20 protein-coding genes are annotated in these 19,614 nt (G+C 73.3%); 13 read left to right on the forward strand and 7 right to left on the reverse strand.

The window, feature by feature from the left end; all coding sequences use genetic code 11:
• The first annotated feature begins 32 nt into the window (after positions 1-32).
• The 4 genes from Acit_RS07525 to Acit_RS07540 all read left to right on the forward strand — a co-directional run bounded on the left by Acit_RS07525 (position 33) and on the right by Acit_RS07540 (position 2,229).
• Positions 33-554, forward strand: a complete 522-nt coding sequence (locus tag Acit_RS07525) for a Fur family transcriptional regulator (RefSeq protein WP_248107588.1) — start codon at positions 33-35, stop codon at positions 552-554.
• Entirely contained in the window at positions 542-964 is a 423-nt protein-coding gene (locus Acit_RS07530; protein ID WP_248107591.1) for a rubrerythrin family protein, read from the forward strand. The genes Acit_RS07525 and Acit_RS07530 overlap by 13 nt, the downstream gene beginning before the upstream one ends.
• Positions 965-1,215: 251 nt before the next feature.
• Positions 1,216-1,809, forward strand: a complete 594-nt coding sequence (locus Acit_RS07535; RefSeq protein WP_248107592.1) for a DUF3501 family protein — start codon at positions 1,216-1,218, stop codon at positions 1,807-1,809.
• 177 nt (positions 1,810-1,986) lie between these two features.
• On the forward strand, positions 1,987-2,229 hold the full coding sequence (locus Acit_RS07540; protein WP_248107594.1) for a WhiB family transcriptional regulator: 243 nt from the start codon (positions 1,987-1,989) through the stop codon (positions 2,227-2,229).
• Positions 2,230-2,301: 72 nt separating this feature from the next.
• On the opposite strand, the gene Acit_RS07545 is transcribed toward Acit_RS07540, so the two are convergent.
• Together Acit_RS07545 and Acit_RS07550 are read right to left on the reverse strand one after the other, a co-directional pair.
• Positions 2,302-3,228 (reverse strand): ABC transporter permease, encoded by a 927-nt coding sequence (locus tag Acit_RS07545; protein ID WP_282436532.1) that lies wholly within the window; start codon positions 3,226-3,228, stop codon positions 2,302-2,304.
• The gene (locus Acit_RS07550; protein WP_376746030.1) at positions 3,225-4,217 is read right to left on the reverse strand and encodes an ATP-binding cassette domain-containing protein; all 993 of its coding nucleotides are present in this window, start codon (positions 4,215-4,217) and stop codon (positions 3,225-3,227) included. Before Acit_RS07550 ends, Acit_RS07545 begins: the two co-directional genes overlap by 4 nt.
• A gap of 175 nt (positions 4,218-4,392) precedes the next feature.
• Here Acit_RS07550 and Acit_RS14050 point away from each other — a divergent pair, with 175 nt between their 5' ends.
• Complete coding sequence (locus tag Acit_RS14050; RefSeq protein WP_248107606.1) at positions 4,393-5,559, forward strand: acyl-CoA dehydrogenase family protein; 1,167 nt, start codon at positions 4,393-4,395, stop codon at positions 5,557-5,559.
• A gap of 14 nt (positions 5,560-5,573) precedes the next feature.
• Positions 5,574-6,629: an anthranilate phosphoribosyltransferase gene (trpD, locus tag Acit_RS07560; protein ID WP_282436553.1), complete on the forward strand. Its 1,056-nt coding sequence runs from the start codon at positions 5,574-5,576 to the stop codon at positions 6,627-6,629.
• A 62-nt stretch (positions 6,630-6,691) separates the two neighbouring features.
• On the opposite strand, the gene Acit_RS13065 is transcribed toward trpD, so the two are convergent.
• On the reverse strand, positions 6,692-6,973 hold the full coding sequence (locus tag Acit_RS13065; RefSeq protein WP_312710161.1) for an Lrp/AsnC family transcriptional regulator: 282 nt from the start codon (positions 6,971-6,973) through the stop codon (positions 6,692-6,694).
• Positions 6,974-6,982: 9 nt separating this feature from the next.
• The gene (locus tag Acit_RS07570; protein WP_248107612.1) at positions 6,983-7,669 is read right to left on the reverse strand and encodes a 3'-5' exonuclease; all 687 of its coding nucleotides are present in this window, start codon (positions 7,667-7,669) and stop codon (positions 6,983-6,985) included.
• A 58-nt stretch (positions 7,670-7,727) separates the two neighbouring features.
• Between Acit_RS07570 and Acit_RS13070 the strand changes: the two genes are divergently transcribed.
• From Acit_RS13070 to Acit_RS07595, 5 genes are all read left to right on the forward strand, one after another.
• Entirely contained in the window at positions 7,728-8,888 is a 1,161-nt protein-coding gene (locus Acit_RS13070) for a glycosyltransferase family 4 protein (protein WP_312710165.1), read from the forward strand.
• 109 nt (positions 8,889-8,997) lie between these two features.
• Positions 8,998-9,423: an SRPBCC family protein gene (locus Acit_RS07580; RefSeq protein WP_248107614.1), complete on the forward strand. Its 426-nt coding sequence runs from the start codon at positions 8,998-9,000 to the stop codon at positions 9,421-9,423.
• Positions 9,423-10,424 (forward strand): ROK family protein, encoded by a 1,002-nt coding sequence (locus Acit_RS07585; RefSeq protein ID WP_248107617.1) that lies wholly within the window; start codon positions 9,423-9,425, stop codon positions 10,422-10,424. The genes Acit_RS07580 and Acit_RS07585 overlap by 1 nt, the downstream gene beginning before the upstream one ends.
• A complete protein-coding gene (locus Acit_RS07590) occupies positions 10,421-11,146 on the forward strand; it encodes an LLM class flavin-dependent oxidoreductase (RefSeq protein WP_248107620.1) in 726 nt (241 codons plus the stop codon). Before Acit_RS07585 ends, Acit_RS07590 begins: the two co-directional genes overlap by 4 nt.
• 66 nt (positions 11,147-11,212) lie before the next feature.
• On the forward strand, positions 11,213-12,409 hold the full coding sequence (locus Acit_RS07595; RefSeq protein ID WP_248107623.1) for an aminotransferase class I/II-fold pyridoxal phosphate-dependent enzyme: 1,197 nt from the start codon (positions 11,213-11,215) through the stop codon (positions 12,407-12,409).
• 41 nt (positions 12,410-12,450) lie between these two features.
• Here Acit_RS07595 and Acit_RS07600 read toward each other — a convergent pair whose 3' ends face one another.
• Positions 12,451-13,068: a TetR/AcrR family transcriptional regulator gene (locus tag Acit_RS07600; protein WP_248107626.1), complete on the reverse strand. Its 618-nt coding sequence runs from the start codon at positions 13,066-13,068 to the stop codon at positions 12,451-12,453.
• A gap of 143 nt (positions 13,069-13,211) precedes the next feature.
• Here Acit_RS07600 and Acit_RS07605 point away from each other — a divergent pair, with 143 nt between their 5' ends.
• Both Acit_RS07605 and Acit_RS07610 read left to right on the forward strand, forming a co-directional pair.
• Positions 13,212-13,904 carry a lysophospholipid acyltransferase family protein gene (locus tag Acit_RS07605; protein WP_248107629.1) on the forward strand — a complete coding sequence of 231 codons (693 nt, stop codon included), beginning with the start codon at positions 13,212-13,214 and terminating at the stop codon, positions 13,902-13,904.
• A gap of 246 nt (positions 13,905-14,150) precedes the next feature.
• The gene (locus Acit_RS07610) at positions 14,151-18,191 is read left to right on the forward strand and encodes a ribonucleotide reductase barrel domain-containing protein (RefSeq protein WP_248107632.1); all 4,041 of its coding nucleotides are present in this window, start codon (positions 14,151-14,153) and stop codon (positions 18,189-18,191) included.
• 303 nt (positions 18,192-18,494) lie between these two features.
• Here the strand turns inward: Acit_RS07610 and Acit_RS07615 are convergent, their stop codons facing one another.
• The gene (locus Acit_RS07615) at positions 18,495-18,749 is read right to left on the reverse strand and encodes a type II toxin-antitoxin system death-on-curing family toxin (RefSeq protein WP_248107635.1); all 255 of its coding nucleotides are present in this window, start codon (positions 18,747-18,749) and stop codon (positions 18,495-18,497) included.
• The gene (locus Acit_RS07620) at positions 18,746-18,961 is read right to left on the reverse strand and encodes a YlcI/YnfO family protein (RefSeq protein WP_248107638.1); all 216 of its coding nucleotides are present in this window, start codon (positions 18,959-18,961) and stop codon (positions 18,746-18,748) included. Before Acit_RS07620 ends, Acit_RS07615 begins: the two co-directional genes overlap by 4 nt.
• Positions 18,962-19,614: the final 653 nt, after the last annotated feature.

Consider the following 19,614-nt stretch of genomic DNA (forward strand, 5'->3'; position numbering starts at 1 on the left):
AAGAGGAAAACGCTGCCCCATAGACTGGCGGCGTGCGGACTCCCGGGGAACTGGTCGAGGCCTTCCGGGCCCAGGGTCGGCGGGTGACGGCCCAGCGGCAGTGCATCTTCGAGGTGCTCCAGGGCGACGCCAGCCACCCCACGGCCGAGGCCGTCTACGAGCGGGTCCGGGCCCGGATCGGGACGATCTCCCTGAAGACCGTCTACCAGACCCTGCACGAGCTGGTGGACCTCGGGGAGGTGGCCGCCTTGGACCTGGGAACCGGCCGGGTGCGCTTCGACCCGAACGTGACCCGGGCCCACCACCACCTCGTCTGCCGGTCCTGCGGGGAGGTCCGGGACCTCCACGCCGAACTGGCCGACCTGCCCGAGCTGCCCGCCGAGGCCGCCCAGGGCTTCGTGGTGGGTCCGGCCGAGGTGGTCTTCCGGGGCCTCTGCCCGGCGTGCCAGGGACGAGACGGCCGGGCCGAGCCACGACCCGACGGGGCGCCGCACAGCGAGACGGTGGACGGACAGGAGCACGAGCAGGAGGAGGTGCCGTCGTGGCACAGCTGAAGGGCAGCAAGACCGAAGCCAACCTGAAGGAGGCCTTCGCCGGGGAGAGCCAGGCGAACCGCCGTTACCTCTACTTCGCCCAGAAGGCCGACGTGGAGGGACACCCGGACGTCGCCGCCCTGTTCCGGTCGGTGGCCGAGGGTGAGACGGGCCACGCCTTCGGGCACTTCGACTTCCTGAAGGAGGTCGGCGACCCGGTGACCGGCGCACCGGTGGGTTCGACCGTCGAGAACTTGAAGTCGGCCATCGAGGGCGAGACCTACGAGTACACCGAGATGTACCCGGGGTTCGCCAAGACGGCCCGCGAGGAGGGGTTCGACGAGATCGCCGAGTGGTTCGAGACCCTGGCCCGGGCCGAGAAGAGCCACGCCGGCCGCTTCAGCCAGGGGCTGAGCGCCGTCGGCGGCTGAGGGCCGACCGGCCGGGTCCCCCGGCCGACGTGGGTGCACGGGCCGCTGGCGCGGGGGCGTCGACCCCCGGCCAGCGGCCTTGCGTCCCGGGGCGGCCCGCCCGGGCAGCACCAACCGGGTAGCACCAACCGGGCAGCACCAACCGGGCAGCACCAACCGGGCAGCACGGGTCGGGCCAGCCCCGGTGGGGGGAGCCCCGGTGGGGCCAGCCCCGGTGGGGGGAGCACAGCGAGCAGGAGGGAGGAACGGGCATGGCTGGGCGGCAGCTGACCCTGGAGGACATCGCGGACCTGCGGGCCTACGAGCGCGAACGGGACGCCTTCCGGCAGCGGATCATGGCCCTGAAGCGCCGCCGGCGGGTGGCCCTCGGACCCGTGGCCTCGGTGGTGTTCGAGAACCGGGAGACCGTGCGGTTCCAGGTCCAGGAGATGGCCCGGGCGGAACGGATGATGAGCGACGAGCAGATCCTGGGCGAGCTGGCCGTCTACAACCCTTTGATCCCGAACCCCGGCGAGCTCTCGGCCACTCTCTTCCTGGAGCTGACCGACGAGGCGTCGCTGCGGACCTGGCTCCCGAAGCTGGTCGGCATCGAGCGGTCCCTGGTCCTGCGGCTGGCCGACGGCCAGACGGTCCGCTGCGTGCCCGAGGCGGGTCACGCCGAGCAGCTGACCCGGGAAGACGTCACGGCCTCGGTCCACTACGTCCGCTGGCAGCTGACCGAGGCGCAGGTGGCCCGCTTCGCCGAAGGGGGCGTGGTGCTGGCCTCTGACCACCCGGCCTACCAGCACGAGACCGCCCTGGCGGCCGAGACGGTCGAGGAGCTGCTCGGCGACCTGCGGCCCTAGGACCACCGGTGGTCACCAGTCGGGTCCAAGTGGTGGGGATCCCTGGACAGGGAGCTGCGGATTCGCGATAATCGCGCTTCCGCTCCCGAGGCTGGTGGCGAGCATCGGCATCCCTCGGGACGGGTCCTGACCACCGTTGGAGCCGAGACGGGTACTGCACCCGAGGATGTGATCCCGATGACCGCCCTTTCGACCGCCAGCTGGCGCAAGCGAGCCGCCTGCCGGGGCATCGACCCGGAGGTGTTCTACCCGGCGTCGGACGAGGACGCCGAGGAGGCCAAGGCCATCTGCGGTGTCTGCCCGGTGCGCGAGGCCTGCTTGGAGCACGCCCTGGCCCACCGGGAGCGGGAAGGGGTCTGGGGCGGGGCGACCGAGCGGGAACGCCGCCGGATCCTCCGCCAGCGTCGGCGCTCCGCCTGACCCGGGGCCTCTGCCCCCGGCCGGGTCTCGACGAAGGGGCCTTGGCGTCGCCTGCGGTCGGCGGGCCGAGGGTCAGTCGCTCTTGGAGAACGCGGCCACCGCGGCGCCGAGGAACAGCGCGGCCAGCAGGGCGGTGAGCCCCAGTTCGACACCGACCGGCACCCGCCAGCCGTCCCAGGTCATGGCGGCGCCGAAGAGGCGGCGGACGGCCGGCGAGGTGTGGACGTGGGCGAAGACCGCCCGGCGCATGGGGTCGACGACGTAGGCCAAGGGGTCGATCTTCGTGAGCGCCGCCAGCCACGCCGGCAGGGCCCGGAGCGGGAAGAGCGCGCCCGAGAGGAAGAAGAGCGGCAGGACGACGAACTGCATGACCACCTGGAACGACTCGACCTGAGCCATGCGGGAGGCGAGGAGGGTGCCGAGGGCGGTGATGGCCAGGGCCGCAAGGAGCATCTCGCCCACCAGGGTCAACAGCAGCAGGGGGTCGTAGGGCACCCCGACCAGGCCCGCCAGGGCCAGCATGATGACCGCCTGGACAGTGGCCACGGTGGCCCCGCCCAGGCACTTGCCGGCCACCAGCGCCCCGCGGCGCACCGGGGCCACGAGCATCTCCCGGAGGAAGCCGAACTCGCGGTCCCAGACGATCGAGACGGCCGAGAAGATGGCGGTGAAGAGGACCGTCATGGCGACCACGCCCGGGAACATGAAGGTCCGGAAGCTGGTGGTCGTGGCCCCCGGGATGCCCCGGGCCACGAGGGTCGAGAGGCCGGTGCCGAGGACGAAGAGAAACAGGACCGGCTGGACCAGGGAGGTGACGATCCGCAGGCGGTTGCGGGCGAAGCGGATGAGCTCGCGGCGCCAGACCACCCGGACGGCCCGGAGGTCCTCCCGGAGGGTGCCCCCGGCCACGTGGACCGCCACCGGCGCCAGTCGAGGGGAACCGACCTCCTCGCCGGGCGGGACGGCCGCCGGGGGCAGCGGCGGACGGAGCTCGGTCATCGGCGCCTGGCCCGAATCCAGGGGGACGCGCCGAGGCGCTCCCCGGCGGAGGCCTCGGCGTCCCGGATGCTCCGGCCGGTGTAGGCCATGAAGACGTCGTCGAGGGTGGGCCGGGCGATGCGGACCGAGGCGATGGCCACCGGCAGCTCGGCGAAGAGGCGGGGCACGAAGGACTCCCCGCCGGCCACGTGGAAGGTCAGGCCCTCGCCGCCCCTGGCGGCCTGGATTCCGAAGCGCTCGGCCAGGGCCTCGGCGGCCCGGGCGTCGTCGGCGGTCTGGATCTCCACCCGGTCCTGGCCGACGCTGGCCTTCAGGGCCTCGGGGGTGTCCATGACCACGATCCGGCCCTGGTCCACGATGGCGATCCGGTCGCAGTGCTCGGCCTCGTCCATGTAGTGGGTGGTCAGGAACATGGTGATGGCCTCGGCCTGGCGCAGCTGGTCCACGTACTCCCAGATGTGGGCCCGGGTCTGGGGGTCGAGGCCCACGGTCGGCTCGTCCAGGAACAGCACCCGGGGCGAGTGGAGCAGGCCCCGGGCGATCTCCAGGCGGCGCTTCATGCCGCCGGAGAAGGTCCGGACGATGCTCCGGCGGCGGTCGGCCAGGCCGACCATGGCGAGCACGGCGTCCAGCCGCTCGGCGGCCTGCCGGCGGGGCAGGCCGTAGAGCTCGGCGTGGAAGCGCAGGTTCTCCTCGGCGGTCAGGTAGTCGTCCAGGGTGGTGTCCTGGAACACCAGGCCGATGCGCCGCCGGACCTCGGCCCGGGCGGCCACCACGTCGTAGCCGCCCACGAGCGCCGTGCCCGAGGTCGGCCGCAGGAGGGTGCAGAGCATGGCGATGGTCGTGGACTTCCCGGCCCCGTTCGGCCCGAGGAAGCCGAAGGTCTCACCCGGGGCCACGGCGAAGCGGATGCCCCGGACCGCCTCGAAGCTGCTGAAGCGCCGGGTGAGGTCCCGCACCCAGACGGCCGCCTCGGCCGGGTCCGGCAGGTCGGCCGGTGGGCTCCCGAGGAGCGAGCGGGGCCCGGCACCGCCCGGGGCGACCAGCGCGGGCTCGGGGGCACCGGAGGGACCTGCCACGAGGCCAGCGTACCGGCGGGTCCGTTCGCCTCGGGGGCCACCCAGCCTCGCAGGGCCGGTGGCGGGGGCAATAGCCTTCGGGCCCATGGACTTCGAGCTCACCCCGGAGCTGGCCGAGCTGCAGCGGACCGTGCGGCGCCTGGCCCAGGACAAGGTGGCGCCCCGGGCCCGGGAGATCGACCGGACCGGCGAGTACCCCCAGGACCTCTTCGAGGTCTTCCGGGACGCCGGGCTGCTCGGGCTCTGCATCCCCGAGGCCTACGGGGGCTCGGGGGCGGGGATCCTGGGCCTGACCATCGCCATCGAGGAGGTGGCGAAGCACTCGAACACCGCGGCCCTCATGCTGCTCCTCACCCGCCTGCCCACCGGGCCGGTCATGATCGCCGGCTCCGAGGAGCAGAAGCAGCGCTACCTGCCGGGCATCGCCGCGGGGATCAGCCGAGCGGCCTTCGGCCTCTCCGAGCCCCAGGCCGGCTCGGACGTGGCCGGGATGCGGACCCGGGCCGTGCCGGACCCCGACCGGCCCGGCGGCTGGATCCTCTCGGGCACCAAGTGCTGGATGTCCGGGGTGCGGGAAGCCGACTGGTACACGGTGTTCGCCAAGACCGGGGACCCGGCCAGCCGGGCCCACGATGCCATCACCGCCTTCATCGTCGAGCGGTCCTGGCCGGGGGTCTCGGTCGGGCGGACCGACCGGAAGATGGGGGTCCGGGGGGTCGACACCGGCGAGCTGCTCCTCGACGAGGTCCGGGTGCCCCCGGAGAACGTCATCGGGGAGGTCGGCGGCTTCCGGCTGGCCATGCTGGGCCTGAACGCCATGCGGCCCATCGTGGCCGCCCGGGGCATCGGGCTGGCCGAGGGGGCCCTCATGTACGCCACCCGCTACGTGAAGGATCCAGTGGGAGATCGCGAAGTGCGCCGTCGAGATCGAGGCGGCTCGCCTCCTGACCTACCGGGCGGCCTGGCTGGCCGACCAAGGCAAGTTCACGAAGGAGTGGGTGCCGTTCCTCTCCATGGCCAAGTACCACGCCACCGAGCTCGCCGTCCGGGCCTCGGGGCTCGCGGTCCAGCTGCTCGGCGCAGCCGGCTACATGGAGGACCACCCCACCGAGCAGTGGTACCGGGACGCCCGGCAGCTCACCATCGTGGAGGGCACCAGCCAGGTCCAGCTGGGCCTCATCGCCCGGGGGGTCCTGGCCGGCGACCTCTGGTGGGACTGATCCGGCGGCGCCCGAAGGGCCCGGTGCAGTGAGCGCCGCGCCGAGCATGGCCGACCTGGGCGGCTGGCCCGGGGTGCTCGGGCGGCTCCTGGCCCGCCAGGACCTCTCGGCCGAGGAGGCGGCCGTCGCCCTCGGGGAGGTCCTCCGCGGCGAGGCCACCCCGGCCCAGATCGCCGGGTTCGTCGTCGCCCTGCGAGCCAAGGGGGAGAGCGCCGAGGAGATGACCGGCCTGGTCCGGGCCATGCTCGACCACGCCGAGCCCCTGCGGCTCGGGGTGGAGGTCCTCGACACCTGCGGCACCGGCGGGGACCGCAGCGCGTCCATCAACGTCTCGACCCTCGCCGCCCTGGTCGTCGCGGCCTGCGGCCAGCCGGTCTGCAAGCACGGCGGCCGGGCGGCCTCCTCGGCCACCGGCTCGGCCGACGTCCTCGAGGCCCTCGGCGTGGCCATCGACCTCGGGCCGAAGGGGGTCGAGGCCTGCGTCGCCGAGGCCACCATCGGTTTCTGCTTCGCGCCCCGCTTCCACCCGGCCATGCGGCACGCCGCCCCGGTCCGGCGGGACCTCGGGGTGGCGACGGTCTTCAACCTGCTTGGCCCCCTGGCCAACCCGGCCCGGGCCCGCCTGCAGCTCGTCGGGGTCAACGACCCGGCCCTCGCGGAACGGATGCTGGCCGTGCTCGTGGCGAACGGGGCCCGGCGGGCCATGGTGGTCCACGGGGCCGACGGCCTCGACGAGCTCTCCACCACCGGGCCGAGCCACGCCCTCTTCTATGACCGCGACGCCGCCCCCGGGGGGTCGACCACGGCGCTCGTGGTCGACCCGGCGGCCCTCGGGCTGGCCCCGGCCCGCCTCGCCGACCTCCGGGGCGGGGACCCGGCCACGAACGCCCGCTTCGCTCGGGAGGTCCTGGCCGGCGCCCCAGGGCCCCGGCGGGACGTCGTGCTCCTCAACGCCGCCGCTGGCCTCCTCGTCGCCGGCCAGGTGGCCGACCTCGCCGACGGCCTGGCCCGTGCCGCCGAGGCGGTCGACAGCGGGGCCGCAGCGGCCACCTTGGACCGCCTCGTCGAGGTCTCCACCCGGGAAGCGGCCGCCGGCCACTGAGCCGGCCACTGGGCCGGCCACGGGGCTGGCTCCTGGGCCGGTCACGGGGCCGGCTCGGTCCCTCAGGCCGGGCCGAGGTCCCAGAGGGCCTCGAGGTCGTGGCGGCTGTAGGCCTGGAATGCGACCAGGGTGGTGGTCCGGCGGACCCCCGGGACAGCGGTCACCCGCCCGGTCACCACCTCGACCAGCTCCTCGTGGGCCCGGACCCGCACGATGGCCACGACGTCGCAGACCCCGCCGGCCACCGAGAAGACCTCGGTCACCCCGGGCACCTCGGCCAGCTGCTCGGCCACCCGGGCGATGTCCGGCGGGTCGGCGTGGACCAGGACGAAGGCGTGGAGCACGCCCCGAGCCTAGGGGTGCGACGGCCGGCCGGCCCGGCCCCAGCGGACCGCCCGGGCCCACGCTGGGGAGCGCTGGAGGTCCGAAAGGGTGCGCACGCCGTGCTCGGCCAGGCGATCCAGCAGGAGGTAGAGCAGCTCGGCGGTCGCCAGGACGTCGCTCGCCGCCCGGTGGGCCGGCTGGTGGTCGAGACCGAGGGCCTCGGCCAGCGTGGCCAGGCGGAAGTTCGGGACCTGGCCGGCCAGGGCCCAGCGGGCCAGGACCAAGGTGTCCAGGCGGGGGTGGGGCAGCGGCGGGTGCCGCACGGCCGTGAGGGCCGCGTTGAGGAAAGACAGGTCGAAGGGCAGGTTGTGGCCGACCAGGACGCAGCCCTCCAGGCGCCGCAGCACCTCGGGCAGCACCGCCGCCACCGGCGGGGCCCCGGCCACCATGGCCGCCGAGATGCCGGTCAGCTGGGTGATGAACGGCGGGATCGGCACCTGGGGGTCGATCAGCTGCTCGTAGAGCTCCAGGCAGTGGCCGTCGACGAAGACCCCGACGGCGATCTCGGTGAGGGCCGCCTCGCTGGGCGAGCCCCCGGTGGTCTCCACGTCGACCACGGCGAAGCGGGCCTCCCGGGGCGGCCGGTCGGGCAGGAGCGGGTCGGCCTCGGGGGCGACCGGCGGGCCGGGGACGGGGCGGCCGAACGGTGCGGGCACCCGGCCATGGTAGGAGCAGGCTGGCGCGCCCAGCTGGCTGGTCTGCCAGCATGACCGGGTGCCTGAGCGTTGGCGGGCCCGCCACCTGCTGGTGACGAACGACTTCCCCCCGAAGGTGGGCGGCATCCAGAGCTACCTCTGGGAGCTCTGGCGGCGCCTCGACCCCGCCGAGTTCCTGGTGCTCACCGCCAGCTCCCACCCCGGGGCCGCTGCCTTCGACCGGCAGGCCGCCGCCAGCGGGGTCCGGGTCCTTCGGGCCCCCGGCCCCGTGCTCCTCCCGACCCCCCGGACCGCCGAGCTGGTTCGCAGCGTGGCCCGACGGAGCGGGGCCCGGGCCGTGGTCCTCGACCCGGCCCTCCCCCTGGGCCTCCTCGGCCCGGCCCTCGGCCTGCCCTACGCCGTGGTCCTCCACGGGGCCGAGGTGACCGTGCCGGCCCGCCTGCCCCTGGCCCGGGGGCTCCTGGCCCGGGTGCTGGCCGGCGCGGACCTGCTGGTGGCCGCCGGGGGCTACCCCCTGGCGGAGGCCCGCCGGGCATGCCGGACCCTGCCGCCGGTGGTCGAGGTGCCCCCGGGGGTGGACCTGGCCCGGTTCTCGCCCCTCGAGCCGGGGAAGCGGCCGGCGGCCCGGGCCGCCCTGGGGCTGCGCCCCGAGGGTCCCCTGGTGGTGAGCGTGAGCCGGCTGGTGCCCCGGAAGGGCATGGACGTGCTGATCGAGGCGGCGGCCCGCCTCGCGGCGGGGTTCCCGGACCTGGAGGTGGCCATTGCCGGGGACGGGCGGGACCGCCGGCGGCTGGCCGCCCTGGCGGCCCGCCGGGGCGCGCCGGTGCGGTTCCTCGGCCGGCTGGCCGACGAGGAGCTGCCGGCCCTCTACGGGGCGGCCGACGTCTTCTGCATGGTCTGCCGGGACCGCTGGGGCGGCCTGGAGCAGGAGGGGTTCGGCATCGTCTTCCTGGAGGCCGCGGCCTGCGGGGTGCCCCAGGTGGCGGGCCGCAGCGGCGGTGCGCCCGAGGCCGTGGCCGACGGCGAGACCGGCTGGGTGGTCGACCGCCCCGGGGACCCGGCCGCCGTGGCTGCCGCCCTGCGCCGGGCCCTCGTCGACCCCTGCCGCCGGACGGCCATGGGGGCCGCGGCCCGACGCCGAGCGGAGCGGCTCGCCGACTACGACCGGCTGGCACGTAGGCTTGGGGCGGCCCTCGCCCGGCTCAGCCAGCCCGGCTGAGGACCTCCGGCCGGGGAGCGCCAGCCGCCCGGCCGGGCAGCCAGGAGCGAGGGGGGACCCGGGGGCCGGCGGGCCGGCTCCTCGGGCCGAGGGAGCGGGAGGAGCGCAGGTGGCCGAGCAAGCCGTCCAGCGGATGGTCGTGTCTGCCGATCCTGAGGCCTGCTTCGCCGTGGTGGCCGACGTGGAGCGCTACCCGGAGTGGGTGGCCGACGTGAAGGCCGTCCAGGTGGAGTCCCGGGACGAGGAGGGCCGACCGGCGGTGGTGGCCTTCCGGGCCGCGGCTTTCGGCCGGAGCACCAGCTACCGCCTGCGCTACGACTCCTGGAGCCAGCTCGACGGGGACCTGACGAGCCGCATGGACGGCTCCTACACCTTCCGGCCCCTGCCCGAGGGAGGGACGGAGGTGACCTACAGCCTCGAGGTCGCCCTCCGGGTGCCCCTGCCAGGCTTCATCAAGCGCCGGGCCCAGAGCCGGATCGTGCACGCCGCCCTGGCCGAGCTGAAGAGCCGGGTCGAGTCCCAGATCACCGCCTGATGGGCGAGGGTCCCTACTGGCTCGGGGTCGACGTCGGGGGGACCAAGCTGCTGGGGCTCGCCCTGGCCGAGGACGGCACTGCGGTGGCGAGCGCCCGCCGGCCGGTCCGGCCGGACCACGGGGGGGCGCAGCGGCTCGAGGACGGGGTCCAGGCGGTCCTGGAGGACCTCCTCGGCCAGCTGGGCGGGCCCGAGGGGGTGCGGGGCGCCGGGCTGGGCCTGCCGGGGATCGTCGGGGCCGACGGGCGGCTCCGGCGGGCCCCGAACCTGCAGGCGGCCGAGGGGGTCCCGGTGCTCGACCTCTTGGAGCGGGCCCTCGGGGCCGTCGGGGTGCGCGACGCCGAGGTGGCGGCCGACAACGACGCCACCTGCGCCACCCTGGCCGAGTGGCGCTTCGGGGCGGCCCGGGGGGCCAGCGACGTCGTCGTGGTGACCGTGGGCACCGGGATCGGCGCCGGGCTGGTCGTCGGGGGTCGCCTGGCCCGGGGGGCCCGGGGGGCGGCCGGGGAGGCCGGCCACCAGGTGGTCCACGCCGGGGGCCGGCGCTGCCCCTGCGGCAGGCGGGGCTGCTGGGAGCGCTACGCCTCGGGGACCGCCCTCGGGTGGATGGCCCGGCGGGCGGCCCGGGCCGGCCGGCTGCCCGGACCCCTGGCGGCCGCCGGGGGGCGGCCCGAGCGGGTGACCGGGGAGCTGGTGGGAGCGGCCGCCACCGCCGGGGACCCCGACGCCCTGGCCCTCGTGGACGAGCTGGGCCGCTGGCTGGCCATCGGGGTGGCCAACCTGGCCGAGGTCCTCGACTGCGCCCTCGTGGTCCTCGGCGGCGGCGTGGTGGCCATCGGCGAGCCGCTCCTCGCCGCGGTGCGCCGGCACCTACGGGACCCGCTCGTGGCCGGGGAGGGTCGTCTGGACGTGGAGGTGGTGGCGGCGGCCGTCGGGCCCCTGGCCGGGGCCCTCGGTGCGGCGGCCCTGCCCCGGGAGCAGCGGGCGGCGGAGCCCGCGTGAGGCCCGGGGCGCCCGAGGACCGCCCGGCCCGGCTCCGGGTCGGGGTGGCCCTGCCGACCTTCCGGGACGACGAGTTGGCCCTGACGGTGGCGAGCGAGGCCGAGGCGGCCGGGGTGGACGGGGTGTTCGTCTACGACCACCTCTGGCCCATGGGCCGACCAGAGCGCCCGGCCCTCGCGGCGTTCCCCGTGCTCGGAGCCCTGGCCGCCCGCACCGAACGTCTCGTGCTCGGCCCGCTGGTGGCCCGGGTGGGCATGGTGCCCGGCCCGGTCCTCGAGGGGCGCTTCGCGGCCCTCGAGGACCTGGCCCCCGGCCGGGTCGTGGCCGGCCTCGGCACCGGGGACGCGAAGAGCGCCGCGGAGCACCGGGCCTACGGCGTGCCCGCTCGCTCGGCCGCTCAGCGGCGCCGGTCCCTGGCCGCGCTCGGCGCCCGGCTCGCCGACCGGGGCCTGCCGGTCTGGGTGGGGGCCGGTGCCCCGGCCACGGTCGAGCTGGCCCGGCGCGCCGGCTTCACCGTGAACCTCTGGGCCGCCCCCCCGGCGGCCGTCGCCGACGCGGCCCGGGCCGGCCCGGTGACCTGGGGGGGCAGCCTCCGGCCGGGCCCGAGGGCCCAGCGACGCCAGCTGGCCGAGCTGGCCCGGGCCGGGGCCCGCTGGGTCGTGGCCACCTGGCCGGTCGACCTGGCGGGCCTGGTCGACGCCGCCGCCCGCCTCGCCGACTGAGCCCGGCGCCGGCGGACGCCGGCTGGGGGACCGGGGGGCGGGGGGCGCCGGCGGTATCCTGCGGGGATGGAGTTCCGACGGATCACCGGGCTGCCGCCGTATGTCTTCGCCGAGATCGACGCGCTGAAGCTGGCCGCCCGGCGAGCTGGTCGGGACGTCGTGGACTTCGCGTTCGGCAACCCGGACATCCCCTCGCCCGAGGTGGCGGTGGAGAAGTTGGCCGAAGCGGTCCACAACCCCCGGAACCACCGCTACTCGGCCAGCCGCGGCATCCCGAAGCTCCGCCAGGCGGTCGCCGCCCTCTACCAGCGGCGCTTCGGGGTCGACCTGGACCCCGAGACCGAGGTGGTGACGACCATCGGGGCGAAGGAAGGGCTCTCCCACCTCATGTGGGTCCTGCTCGGCCCGGGGGACTCGGCCCTCGTGCCCTCGCCCTCCTACCCGATCCACATCTACGCCCCGCTCTTCGCCGGGGCCGAGGTCCGCCACGTCCGACTGGGCGAGGTCCCCGAAGGCGGCGGGGACACCTCGGAGGTCTTCTTCGGCAACCTCATGGAGGCCTGGGAGTCGGCCTGGCCCAAGCCCCGGGTGGTCATCCTCTCGTTCCCCCACAACCCCACGACGGCCTGCGTGGACCTGGCCTGGATGCAGCGGATCGTGGACTTCGCTCGGGAGCACGGGATCGTCCTGGTGCACGACTTCGCCTACGCCGACATCGCCTTCGACGGCTACCGGCCCCCCTCCATCCTCGAGGTGCCCGGGGCCAAGGAGTGCGCCGTGGAGCTCTACTCCATGACGAAGTCCTTCTCCATGGCCGGCTGGCGGGTGGCCTTCCTGGTGGGCAACCCCCAGATCGTGGCGGCGCTCACGAAGCTGAAGAGCTACCTGGACTACGGCACCTTCCAGCCCATCCAGATCGCGGCCATCGTGGCCATGAACGAGGCCCCCGAGTACCCGGCCGCGGTGAACGAGGTCTACCGCTCCCGTCGGGACGCCCTCTGCGACGGCCTCGGCCGGATCGGCTGGCCGGTGGAGCGGCCCCGGGGGACCATGTTCCTCTGGGCTCCCATCCCCGAGCCCTACCGGGAGCTGAGCTCGCTGGAGTTCGCCCGCTTCCTCGTGGAGGAGGCCGAGGTGGCAGTCTCGCCCGGGGAGGGCTTCGGCCCGGGCGGGGAGGGGCACGTGCGCTTCGCCCTCATCGAGAACGAGCAGCGCATCGGCCAGGCGGTCCGGAACCTGCGGCGGACCTTGACGAAGCTCTGAGCCGTCCCGGCTCCCCGGGACGCCCGGCCCGGGCGGGGCGTTCAGCGGAACGCCAGGCGGGCCCGGGCGGCTGCCGGGGAGACCAGACCCTGGAGGCAGAAGGCGACCGCCGCGTCGGCCACCGCCTCAGCGGGGCGGTCCTCCTCGAGGACCAGCACCCGGGTCAGGCGGTCCACGACCCCCAAGATGGCGTAGGCCACCACCAACGGGTCCTCCCGGCGGATCAGGTCGGCGTCCATGCCAGCCACGACGTGGGGCAGGGTGTCGGCCACGGCCTGCTCCTCCCCCCGGCGGATCACCGGGGCGAAGCGCTCGTCGGCCCGGGCCAGCTCGAAGAGGGTGAAGAGGTGCCGGTGCTCGTCGAGCCAGGCCACCGAGGCCCGCACCCCGGCCTCGATGCGGCGAAGGGGATCGGGCTCGTCGGCGATGGCGGCCCGCTGGGTCCGCCGCAGGTCCCGCTGGGCCTCGACGAGGATCTGCTCGAAGAGCTCCTCCTTCGAGGCGAAGTACCAGTAGAAGACGCCCTTGCCGACCCCCACCGCGTCGACGATGTCGGCGATGGAGGTCGGGTGGTAGCCGGCGACGGCGAAGCGCTCGGCCGCCACCTCCATGAGCTGGCGCCGCCGCCGCTCTCCCCGGGCGGTCAGGCGTCGGGCCACGCCGGGAGGCTAGCGCGAGGGGGCCGGGGCGCCCGGAGGCTCGCAACCCACCATCGGCCACCGACGGCAATCGCCCAGAAACACAGGGAGAGATCCAGGTCGAGGGGCCGAAGCCGGCGTCGTCCCTGGGGTAGCGTCCGCCCGTGGCCTACTGGGCCCTCAAGGTCCTCCTCACGCCCCTCTTCCGCCTGCTCTGGCGGGTCAAGGTCAATGGCGCGGCCTTCGTGCCGCCCCGGGGGCCGGTCATCCTGGCCGCGAACCACATCTCGTTCTGCGACTCGCTCTTCCTGCCCCTCGTCGTCCGGCGACGGGTGACCTTCGTCGCCAAGGCCGAGTACTTCCAGTCCTGGAAGACGGCCTGGTTCTTCCGGGCGGTCGGGCAGATCCCGATGCACCGCGAGGGGGGCTCGGCCGCAGAGCGCTCGCTCGCCGCCGCCCGGGAGGTCCTGCGGGCCGGTGGGGTCCTCGGCATCTACCCCGAGGGCACCCGCTCGCCCGACGGCCGGCTGTACCGGGGCCACACCGGGGTGGCCCGGCTGGCCCTGGAGTGCGGCGTGCCGGTCGTGCCCGTCGGCATCCGCGGCACCCGGGAGGTCCAGCCCGTCGGGGCCCGCCTGCTGCGGCCCTTCCGGACCGTGGAGGTCCGGTTCGGCCCGCCGCTGGACGTGCGGCGGGCCACCGCGGGGGCCGCCGGCCCCCTGGCCCATCGGCGGCTGACCGACGCCCTGCTCTTCGAGATCCAGCAGCTGAGCGGGCAGGAGTACGTCGACCAGTACGCGAAGAAGGCGGCGGCCCTGGTCAGCGAAGGCGCGGCGGACCGCTCGCCGGCCGCCTAGGGTCGGGGGCCCGGCCCCCTCGTCGCCCCGGGCACGAGTGCGAACCTTCGCGAACGGGGGCCGACCTGGGCCGATGTCCGGCCCCGATAGTTGACCCCGCCGAATGACGATGCTGTAATTGCCCCTAGATCTCGTGGCTCGGCGGCCCCAACCCACAAGATGTTGTGGTCGGGGCCGCGCCCTGTCCCCGGCCGACGAGGCCGGCAGGCGAGCCCGGGAGGCGAGGCCCGCAGCGAGGAGGACGAGATGGCCATCGCGCCGCAGCGCAGCACCCTGGGGATCCGACGGCACTTCACCACCGAGGGCACCCACCCCTACGACCTGGTGGCCTGGGAGCGCCGGGACGCCCGGATCACGAACCTGCGGGACGGGACGGTGGCCTTCGAGCAGCCCGACGTCGAGGTGCCGGCCAGCTGGAGCCTGAACGCCACGAACATCCTGGCCCAGAAGTACTTCCGGGGGCCCCTGGGTTCGCCGGAGCGGGAGCGGTCCTTGAAGCAGGTGGTGGACCGGGTGGTGGACACCATCACCGCCTGGGGCGTCCAGGACGGCTACTTCGAGGACCGGGCCGAGGCCGAGGCCTTCCGGGACGAACTGAAGTACCTGATCGTCACCCAGCGAGCGGCGTTCAACTCGCCGGTGTGGTTCAACATCGGGGTGAAGGGCGTGCCCCAGCAGGCCTCGGCCTGCTTCATCCTCTCGGTCGAGGACTCGATGGACTCGATCCTGAACTGGTACCGGGAGGAGGGGATCATCTTCAAGGGCGGCTCGGGCGCCGGGGTGAACCTCTCTCGGATCCGGGGGTCCATGGAGCCCCTCCAGGGCGGGGGCACGGCCTCGGGGCCGGTGAGCTTCATGCGGGGGGCCGACGCCTCGGCCGGCACGATCAAGTCGGGCGGCAAGACCCGCCGGGCGGCGAAGATGGTGATCCTCGACGTCGACCACCCCGACGTGGAGGACTTCATCTGGTGCAAGGCGGTCGAGGAGCGCAAGGCCCGGGTGCTGCGGGACGCCGGGTTCGACATGGACCTCGACGGCAAGGACAGCTTCTCGATCCAGTACCAGAACGCGAACAACTCGGTGCGGGTGACCGACGAGTTCATGCAGGCGGTGGTCGAGGACCGGGAGTGGCAGCTGCGGGCGAGGACCACCGGTGAGGTGGTGAAGACCCTGCGGGCCCGGGACCTGTTCCGGCAGATCGCCCAGGCCGCCTGGGAGTGCGCCGACCCGGGGCTGCAGTACGACACGACGATCAACCGGTGGCACACCGCTCCGAACGCGGGCCGGATCAACGGGTCCAACCCGTGTTTCCCGGGCTCGGCGCGGGTCCACACGAACAAGGGCCTGGTGCCCTTCGTCGAGCTGGTCCGCCGGGTGGCAGAGGGGGAGCAGTTCCTCGTCTATACCCACGACGCCACGAACGAGCAGGAACCAGCGTCGCGGGTGGAGCTCACCTCGCCCGAAGCGTTCATGATCACCGGCTACAACCCGATCGTTCGCCTTCGTTTCGACAACGGGGCCGAGCTGCGATGCACGCCAGGCCATCGGATCTTCACGGTCAATCGCGGATTCGTGGAAGCCAGCCAGCTGACGACGGACGACGAGGTGCAGCTGCTCGACGTCGAGGCTCCGGCCGTCGACGCTGACCTGGTCTTGCCGGTCCCGACGGATCATGATCACTACCGAGCCAAAGGCGACCACGGCGAACCGCTCAGCTTCCCCGAGACGTGGAGCGAGGAGTTCGCCCACTACCTCGGCTGGCTCGTCGGCGACGGGAGCACCAGCGGTTCCACCGTTGCCACGATCTATGGCTCACCCGATGACCGCAGCGAGATCCTTCCCCGTCACCAGGAGCTGATCGAGCGAATCAACTGCGGTCGTCCACTCAAAGTCTCCGAGCAGCAAAACGGTACTGTCCAGCTGCGCCTGGGCCGCCGGCAGTTCAAGCGGTTCCTCGAGGCCCTCGGCGTCAAGAGCGTGAAAGGACCGCAGAAGGCGGTCCCGTGGGCGATCGAGCAGGCCCCGGCTCCTGCTGTCGCTGCGTTCCTGCGTGGCTTGTTCGACGCGGACGGGTGCGTGGTGGTCAACCAGAGCATGGGGTCCTATGTCGGTCTCGGCTCGTCGTCGGTGACGCTGCTGCGGGGCGTCCAGAAGCTGTTGACGACCTTCGGCGTCTCGAGTCGCATCTACCAGACCAGGGGCCCAGAGAGCGAGGGGCGCTTCTCGTACGTCACCCGCAGCGGAGAGCTGCGGAAGTACGGCTCGTCGCCCCTGTACGACCTCCGGATCACCTCGAAGTCCATCGAGGGATTCGCGAAGCACATCGGCTTCACCCTCAGCCGCAAGCAGGAGCTCCTGGCCGATCTGGTCGGCGGGACCCAGTGGTACGAGGTTCGGCGCACGGCGCGTCTCGTCGAGCGGACTGACGAGGGGGTCGAGCTCACCTTCAACTTGAGCGAGCCGCGGAACCACTCCTACATCGTGGACGGCGTCGTCGTGCGGAACTGCTCCGAGTACATGCACCTGGACAACTCGGCTTGCAATCTGGCGTCGCTGAACCTGCTGGCCTTCCTGGGGGAGGACGGGGTGTTCGACGTCGAGGGGTTCCAGGCCGCGGTGGAGGTGGTCTTCACCGCCCAGGAGATCCTGGTGGGCAACGCCGACTACCCGACGGAGCGGATCGCCGAGACCAGCCGGCGCTACCGGCAGCTGGGCATCGGCTACGCCAACCTGGGGGCCCTGCTCATGGCCCAGGGGCTGCCCTACGACTCGGACGAGGGGCGGGCCTGGGCCGGGGCGGTCACTGCGCTGCTCACGGGGCGGGCGTACGCCACCTCGGCCCGGATCGCGGCCCGCATGGGGCCCTTCGCCGGTTTCCACCAGGACGCCGAGGCGATGCTCGGGGTGCTGCGGATGCACCGGGCGAAGGCCGCGGAGATCGACGAGGACCTGGTGCCCCCTGAGCTGCTCGGGGCCGCCCAGCAGGCCTGGGACGAGGCGGTCGAGCTGGCCGAGGAGCACGGGGTGCGCAACGCGCAGGCGTCGGTGCTCGCCCCGACGGGCACCATCGGCCTGCTGATGGACTGCGACACCACGGGGGTCGAGCCCGACCTGAGCCTGGTGAAGACGAAGAAGCTGGTGGGCGGGGGAACGATGGCCATCGTGAACCAGACCGTCCCCCGGGCCCTGCGGCGCCTGGGGTACGGGCCGGAGCAGGTGGAGGCCATCGTGGCCTACGTGGACCAGCACAAGTCCATCGTGGGCGCCCCGCACCTGAAGGCCGAGCACCTGCCGGTCTTCGCTTGCTCGATGGGGGACAACACCATCCACTACCTGGGCCATGTCCGGATGATGGCGGCCGTCCAGCCGTTCATCTCGGGCGCCATCTCGAAGACGGTCAACATGCCCGAGGACGTGACGGTCGAGGACGTCGAGCAGCTCTACCTGGACGCCTGGCGGATGGGCATCAAGGCCGTGGCCATCTACCGGGACAACTGCAAGGTGGCCCAGCCCCTGCAGACCACGAAGAAGGAGGGCGCCGAGGCCCCGGCGTCGACGGTCCCGGAGACCGCCGAGCTGCGGCGCCGGCTGGCCGAGCTGGAAGCGGCCCTGGCGGCGGCGAAGGGCGGGCAGGTGGAGCCGGTGGTGGTCGGGGCGGTCCGGGAACGGCTGCCCCGGCGGCGGCGCTCGAGCACCTTCGCCTTCCGGGTGGCCGACTGCGAGGGCTACGTGACCGTCGGGGAGTACGAGGACGGGCGGCCCGGCGAGGTGTTCATGAAGGTCTCGAAGCAGGGGTCGACCCTGGCGGGGATCATGGACGCCTTCTCCATCTCGGTCAGCCTGGGCCTCCAGCACGGCGTGCCGCTGTCGACCTACGTCCGGAAGTACACGAACATGCGCTTCGAGCCGGCCGGCATCACCGACGACCCGGACCTGCGGATCGCCACCAGCCTGGTCGACTACATCTTCCGCCGGCTGGCCCTCGACTACCTGAGCCGGGAGGAGCGCGAGGAGCTCGGGGTGCTCTCCACCACCGAACGCACCCAGCCGCCCCTCCCCGGTCTGGACGAGGCGGCGACGGTGAACCAGCCCCTGGTGGACGACAGCGGGGTCAGCCCCGTGCCCCCCTCCCCGGCGACGGCCCGGCCGGTCCCCGGGGCCCCCGGGGTCCAGGCCCGGCCCGAGCAGCGGGACGCCCCGATCTGCTACCAGTGCGGCATGGTCATGCAGCGGGCCGGCTCCTGCTACGTCTGCTCGAGCTGCGGCACCACCAGCGGGTGCAGCTGAGCTGAGCCTCTTGCCGGTTTCCCCGTTTCGGTTTGCGAGTTTTGCAGAAGGAGCGAGGGATCCTCGAGGAGGGAGGCTGAAGAGGGGAGTCGCCCGGTGGGCGGCTCCCCTCTCGTGCTTTCAGACGTGCCCAGGCACGTTGCAGGTCCAGTCGGCGCCTCGTCGTCGTCACTCCTCGATGTGCAGGGCGACCCGCGCCGCCAGCTCCGCGGTGCTGACTTCCCCGGTAGCGACACGGACCATCATCGAGACGATCTCGTCGGGGTCTTCCAGGGTCCATCTTCGACCATTGATGACGACGAATCACCACATGGTCGCGTAAGCCGCACGCTTGTTCCCGTTGGGTAACGGGTGATTCTTGACGAGGTGCTCGAGCAGCACGGCGACCTTCTGCTCGAACGCTGGATAGAACTCGACGCCGCCGAACGACGCTTGGGGTGCCGCGAGAGCAGAATCGGCCAAGCCGATACCCGCGCTTTTGGACAATGTCTCGCCGTCGATACCGAGAACGATCTCCGCGATCGCCAGGTAGTCTCCGAGACTCAGATATTGAGTCAAAGCTGAGCGAGCCTCTCGAACACCTCGCGTTGGGAGTCGAGCAGGCGACGGAGGCTCTGCTGGAATTCCGGATCCGCGCGTCGCATCCGAATGTGTTCGACAACGGCCTGCCGAACAGCCTCGGAAACCGACTGGTTGTCGGCTCGGGCAACGATCTCCAGTGCCTCGGCTATCGGGCCGGGGAGCCGCAGGGTGGTGGTGCGTGTATCCATGACATCACTCTATCACCTGTACAGCGTCGTCGACCTCGTCCAACTGACCATCTGGCGCTTCTCTCTGCCCTGGGACGGCGGTGAGGGTCTGGGAGCATGAGGACCCCGAGAAGGCCGTGGCAAGGATGAAGATGCAGGTACGACGACGCGACGGGAAGCGCCCCCGTGACGGGGACGACAGGCCCGGGGCATGGGAAATCAGCGCTTCCCGCATGGAAAGCGCCTGCCTAGAGTGCCACGGATGTGCACCGTGACCAGGACGAACGGAAACTCGCAAATGCCACGAGCTGAGCCTCTTGCGGGTTTCCTCGTTTCGGTTTGTGAGTTTTGCGGCCGAAGCGGGGGGCCGTCGAACAAGAGTGGTGATCGGGGGGCCGTCCGGTGGGCGGCTCCCCCTTCTGCTTGTTCGGAAGGCCTTTCCCCGTTGGCTCTAGGGTGGCTCTGCGGACGGTGGCCCTTCTCGGTAGTCGTACCGTCCCACCCTGAACAGTGAGATGCTCCCGCAGGCAGAGTTGAGCTGAATGGTGTCGTCGAGCTCGACGTGGCGGCCTCGGGGATAGGGCCCCGCCACGTGGTGGGAATCCGAGTGTGGTCCTCGGTGTGGTCAGCTCGAGAGTTCGGGCTGACGGTCGACAGTTTCGCGCGGTCGGTTC

Source organism: Aciditerrimonas ferrireducens, from assembly GCF_023130475.1.
In the GTDB taxonomy this organism is placed as follows: Bacteria; Actinomycetota; Acidimicrobiia; order Acidimicrobiales; family UBA8190; genus Aciditerrimonas; species Aciditerrimonas ferrireducens.

Coding starts and splice junctions, on each gene's coding strand:
- trpD (WP_282436553.1), top strand. CDS start 5,574: ATGGCCGACCTGGGCGGCTGGCCCGGGGTGCTCGGGCGGCTCCTGGCC.
- Acit_RS07540 (WP_248107594.1), top strand. CDS start 1,987: ATGACCGCCCTTTCGACCGCCAGCTGGCGCAAGCGAGCCGCCTGCCGG.
- Acit_RS07610 (WP_248107632.1), top strand. CDS start 14,151: ATGGCCATCGCGCCGCAGCGCAGCACCCTGGGGATCCGACGGCACTTC.
- Acit_RS14050 (WP_248107606.1), top strand. CDS start 4,393: ATGGACTTCGAGCTCACCCCGGAGCTGGCCGAGCTGCAGCGGACCGTG.
- Acit_RS07545 (WP_282436532.1), bottom strand. CDS start 3,228: ATGACCGAGCTCCGTCCGCCGCTGCCCCCGGCGGCCGTCCCGCCCGGC.
- Acit_RS07585 (WP_248107617.1), top strand. CDS start 9,423: ATGGGCGAGGGTCCCTACTGGCTCGGGGTCGACGTCGGGGGGACCAAG.
- Acit_RS07595 (WP_248107623.1), top strand. CDS start 11,213: ATGGAGTTCCGACGGATCACCGGGCTGCCGCCGTATGTCTTCGCCGAG.
- Acit_RS07620 (WP_248107638.1), bottom strand. CDS start 18,961: ATGGATACACGCACCACCACCCTGCGGCTCCCCGGCCCGATAGCCGAG.
- Acit_RS07535 (WP_248107592.1), top strand. CDS start 1,216: ATGGCTGGGCGGCAGCTGACCCTGGAGGACATCGCGGACCTGCGGGCC.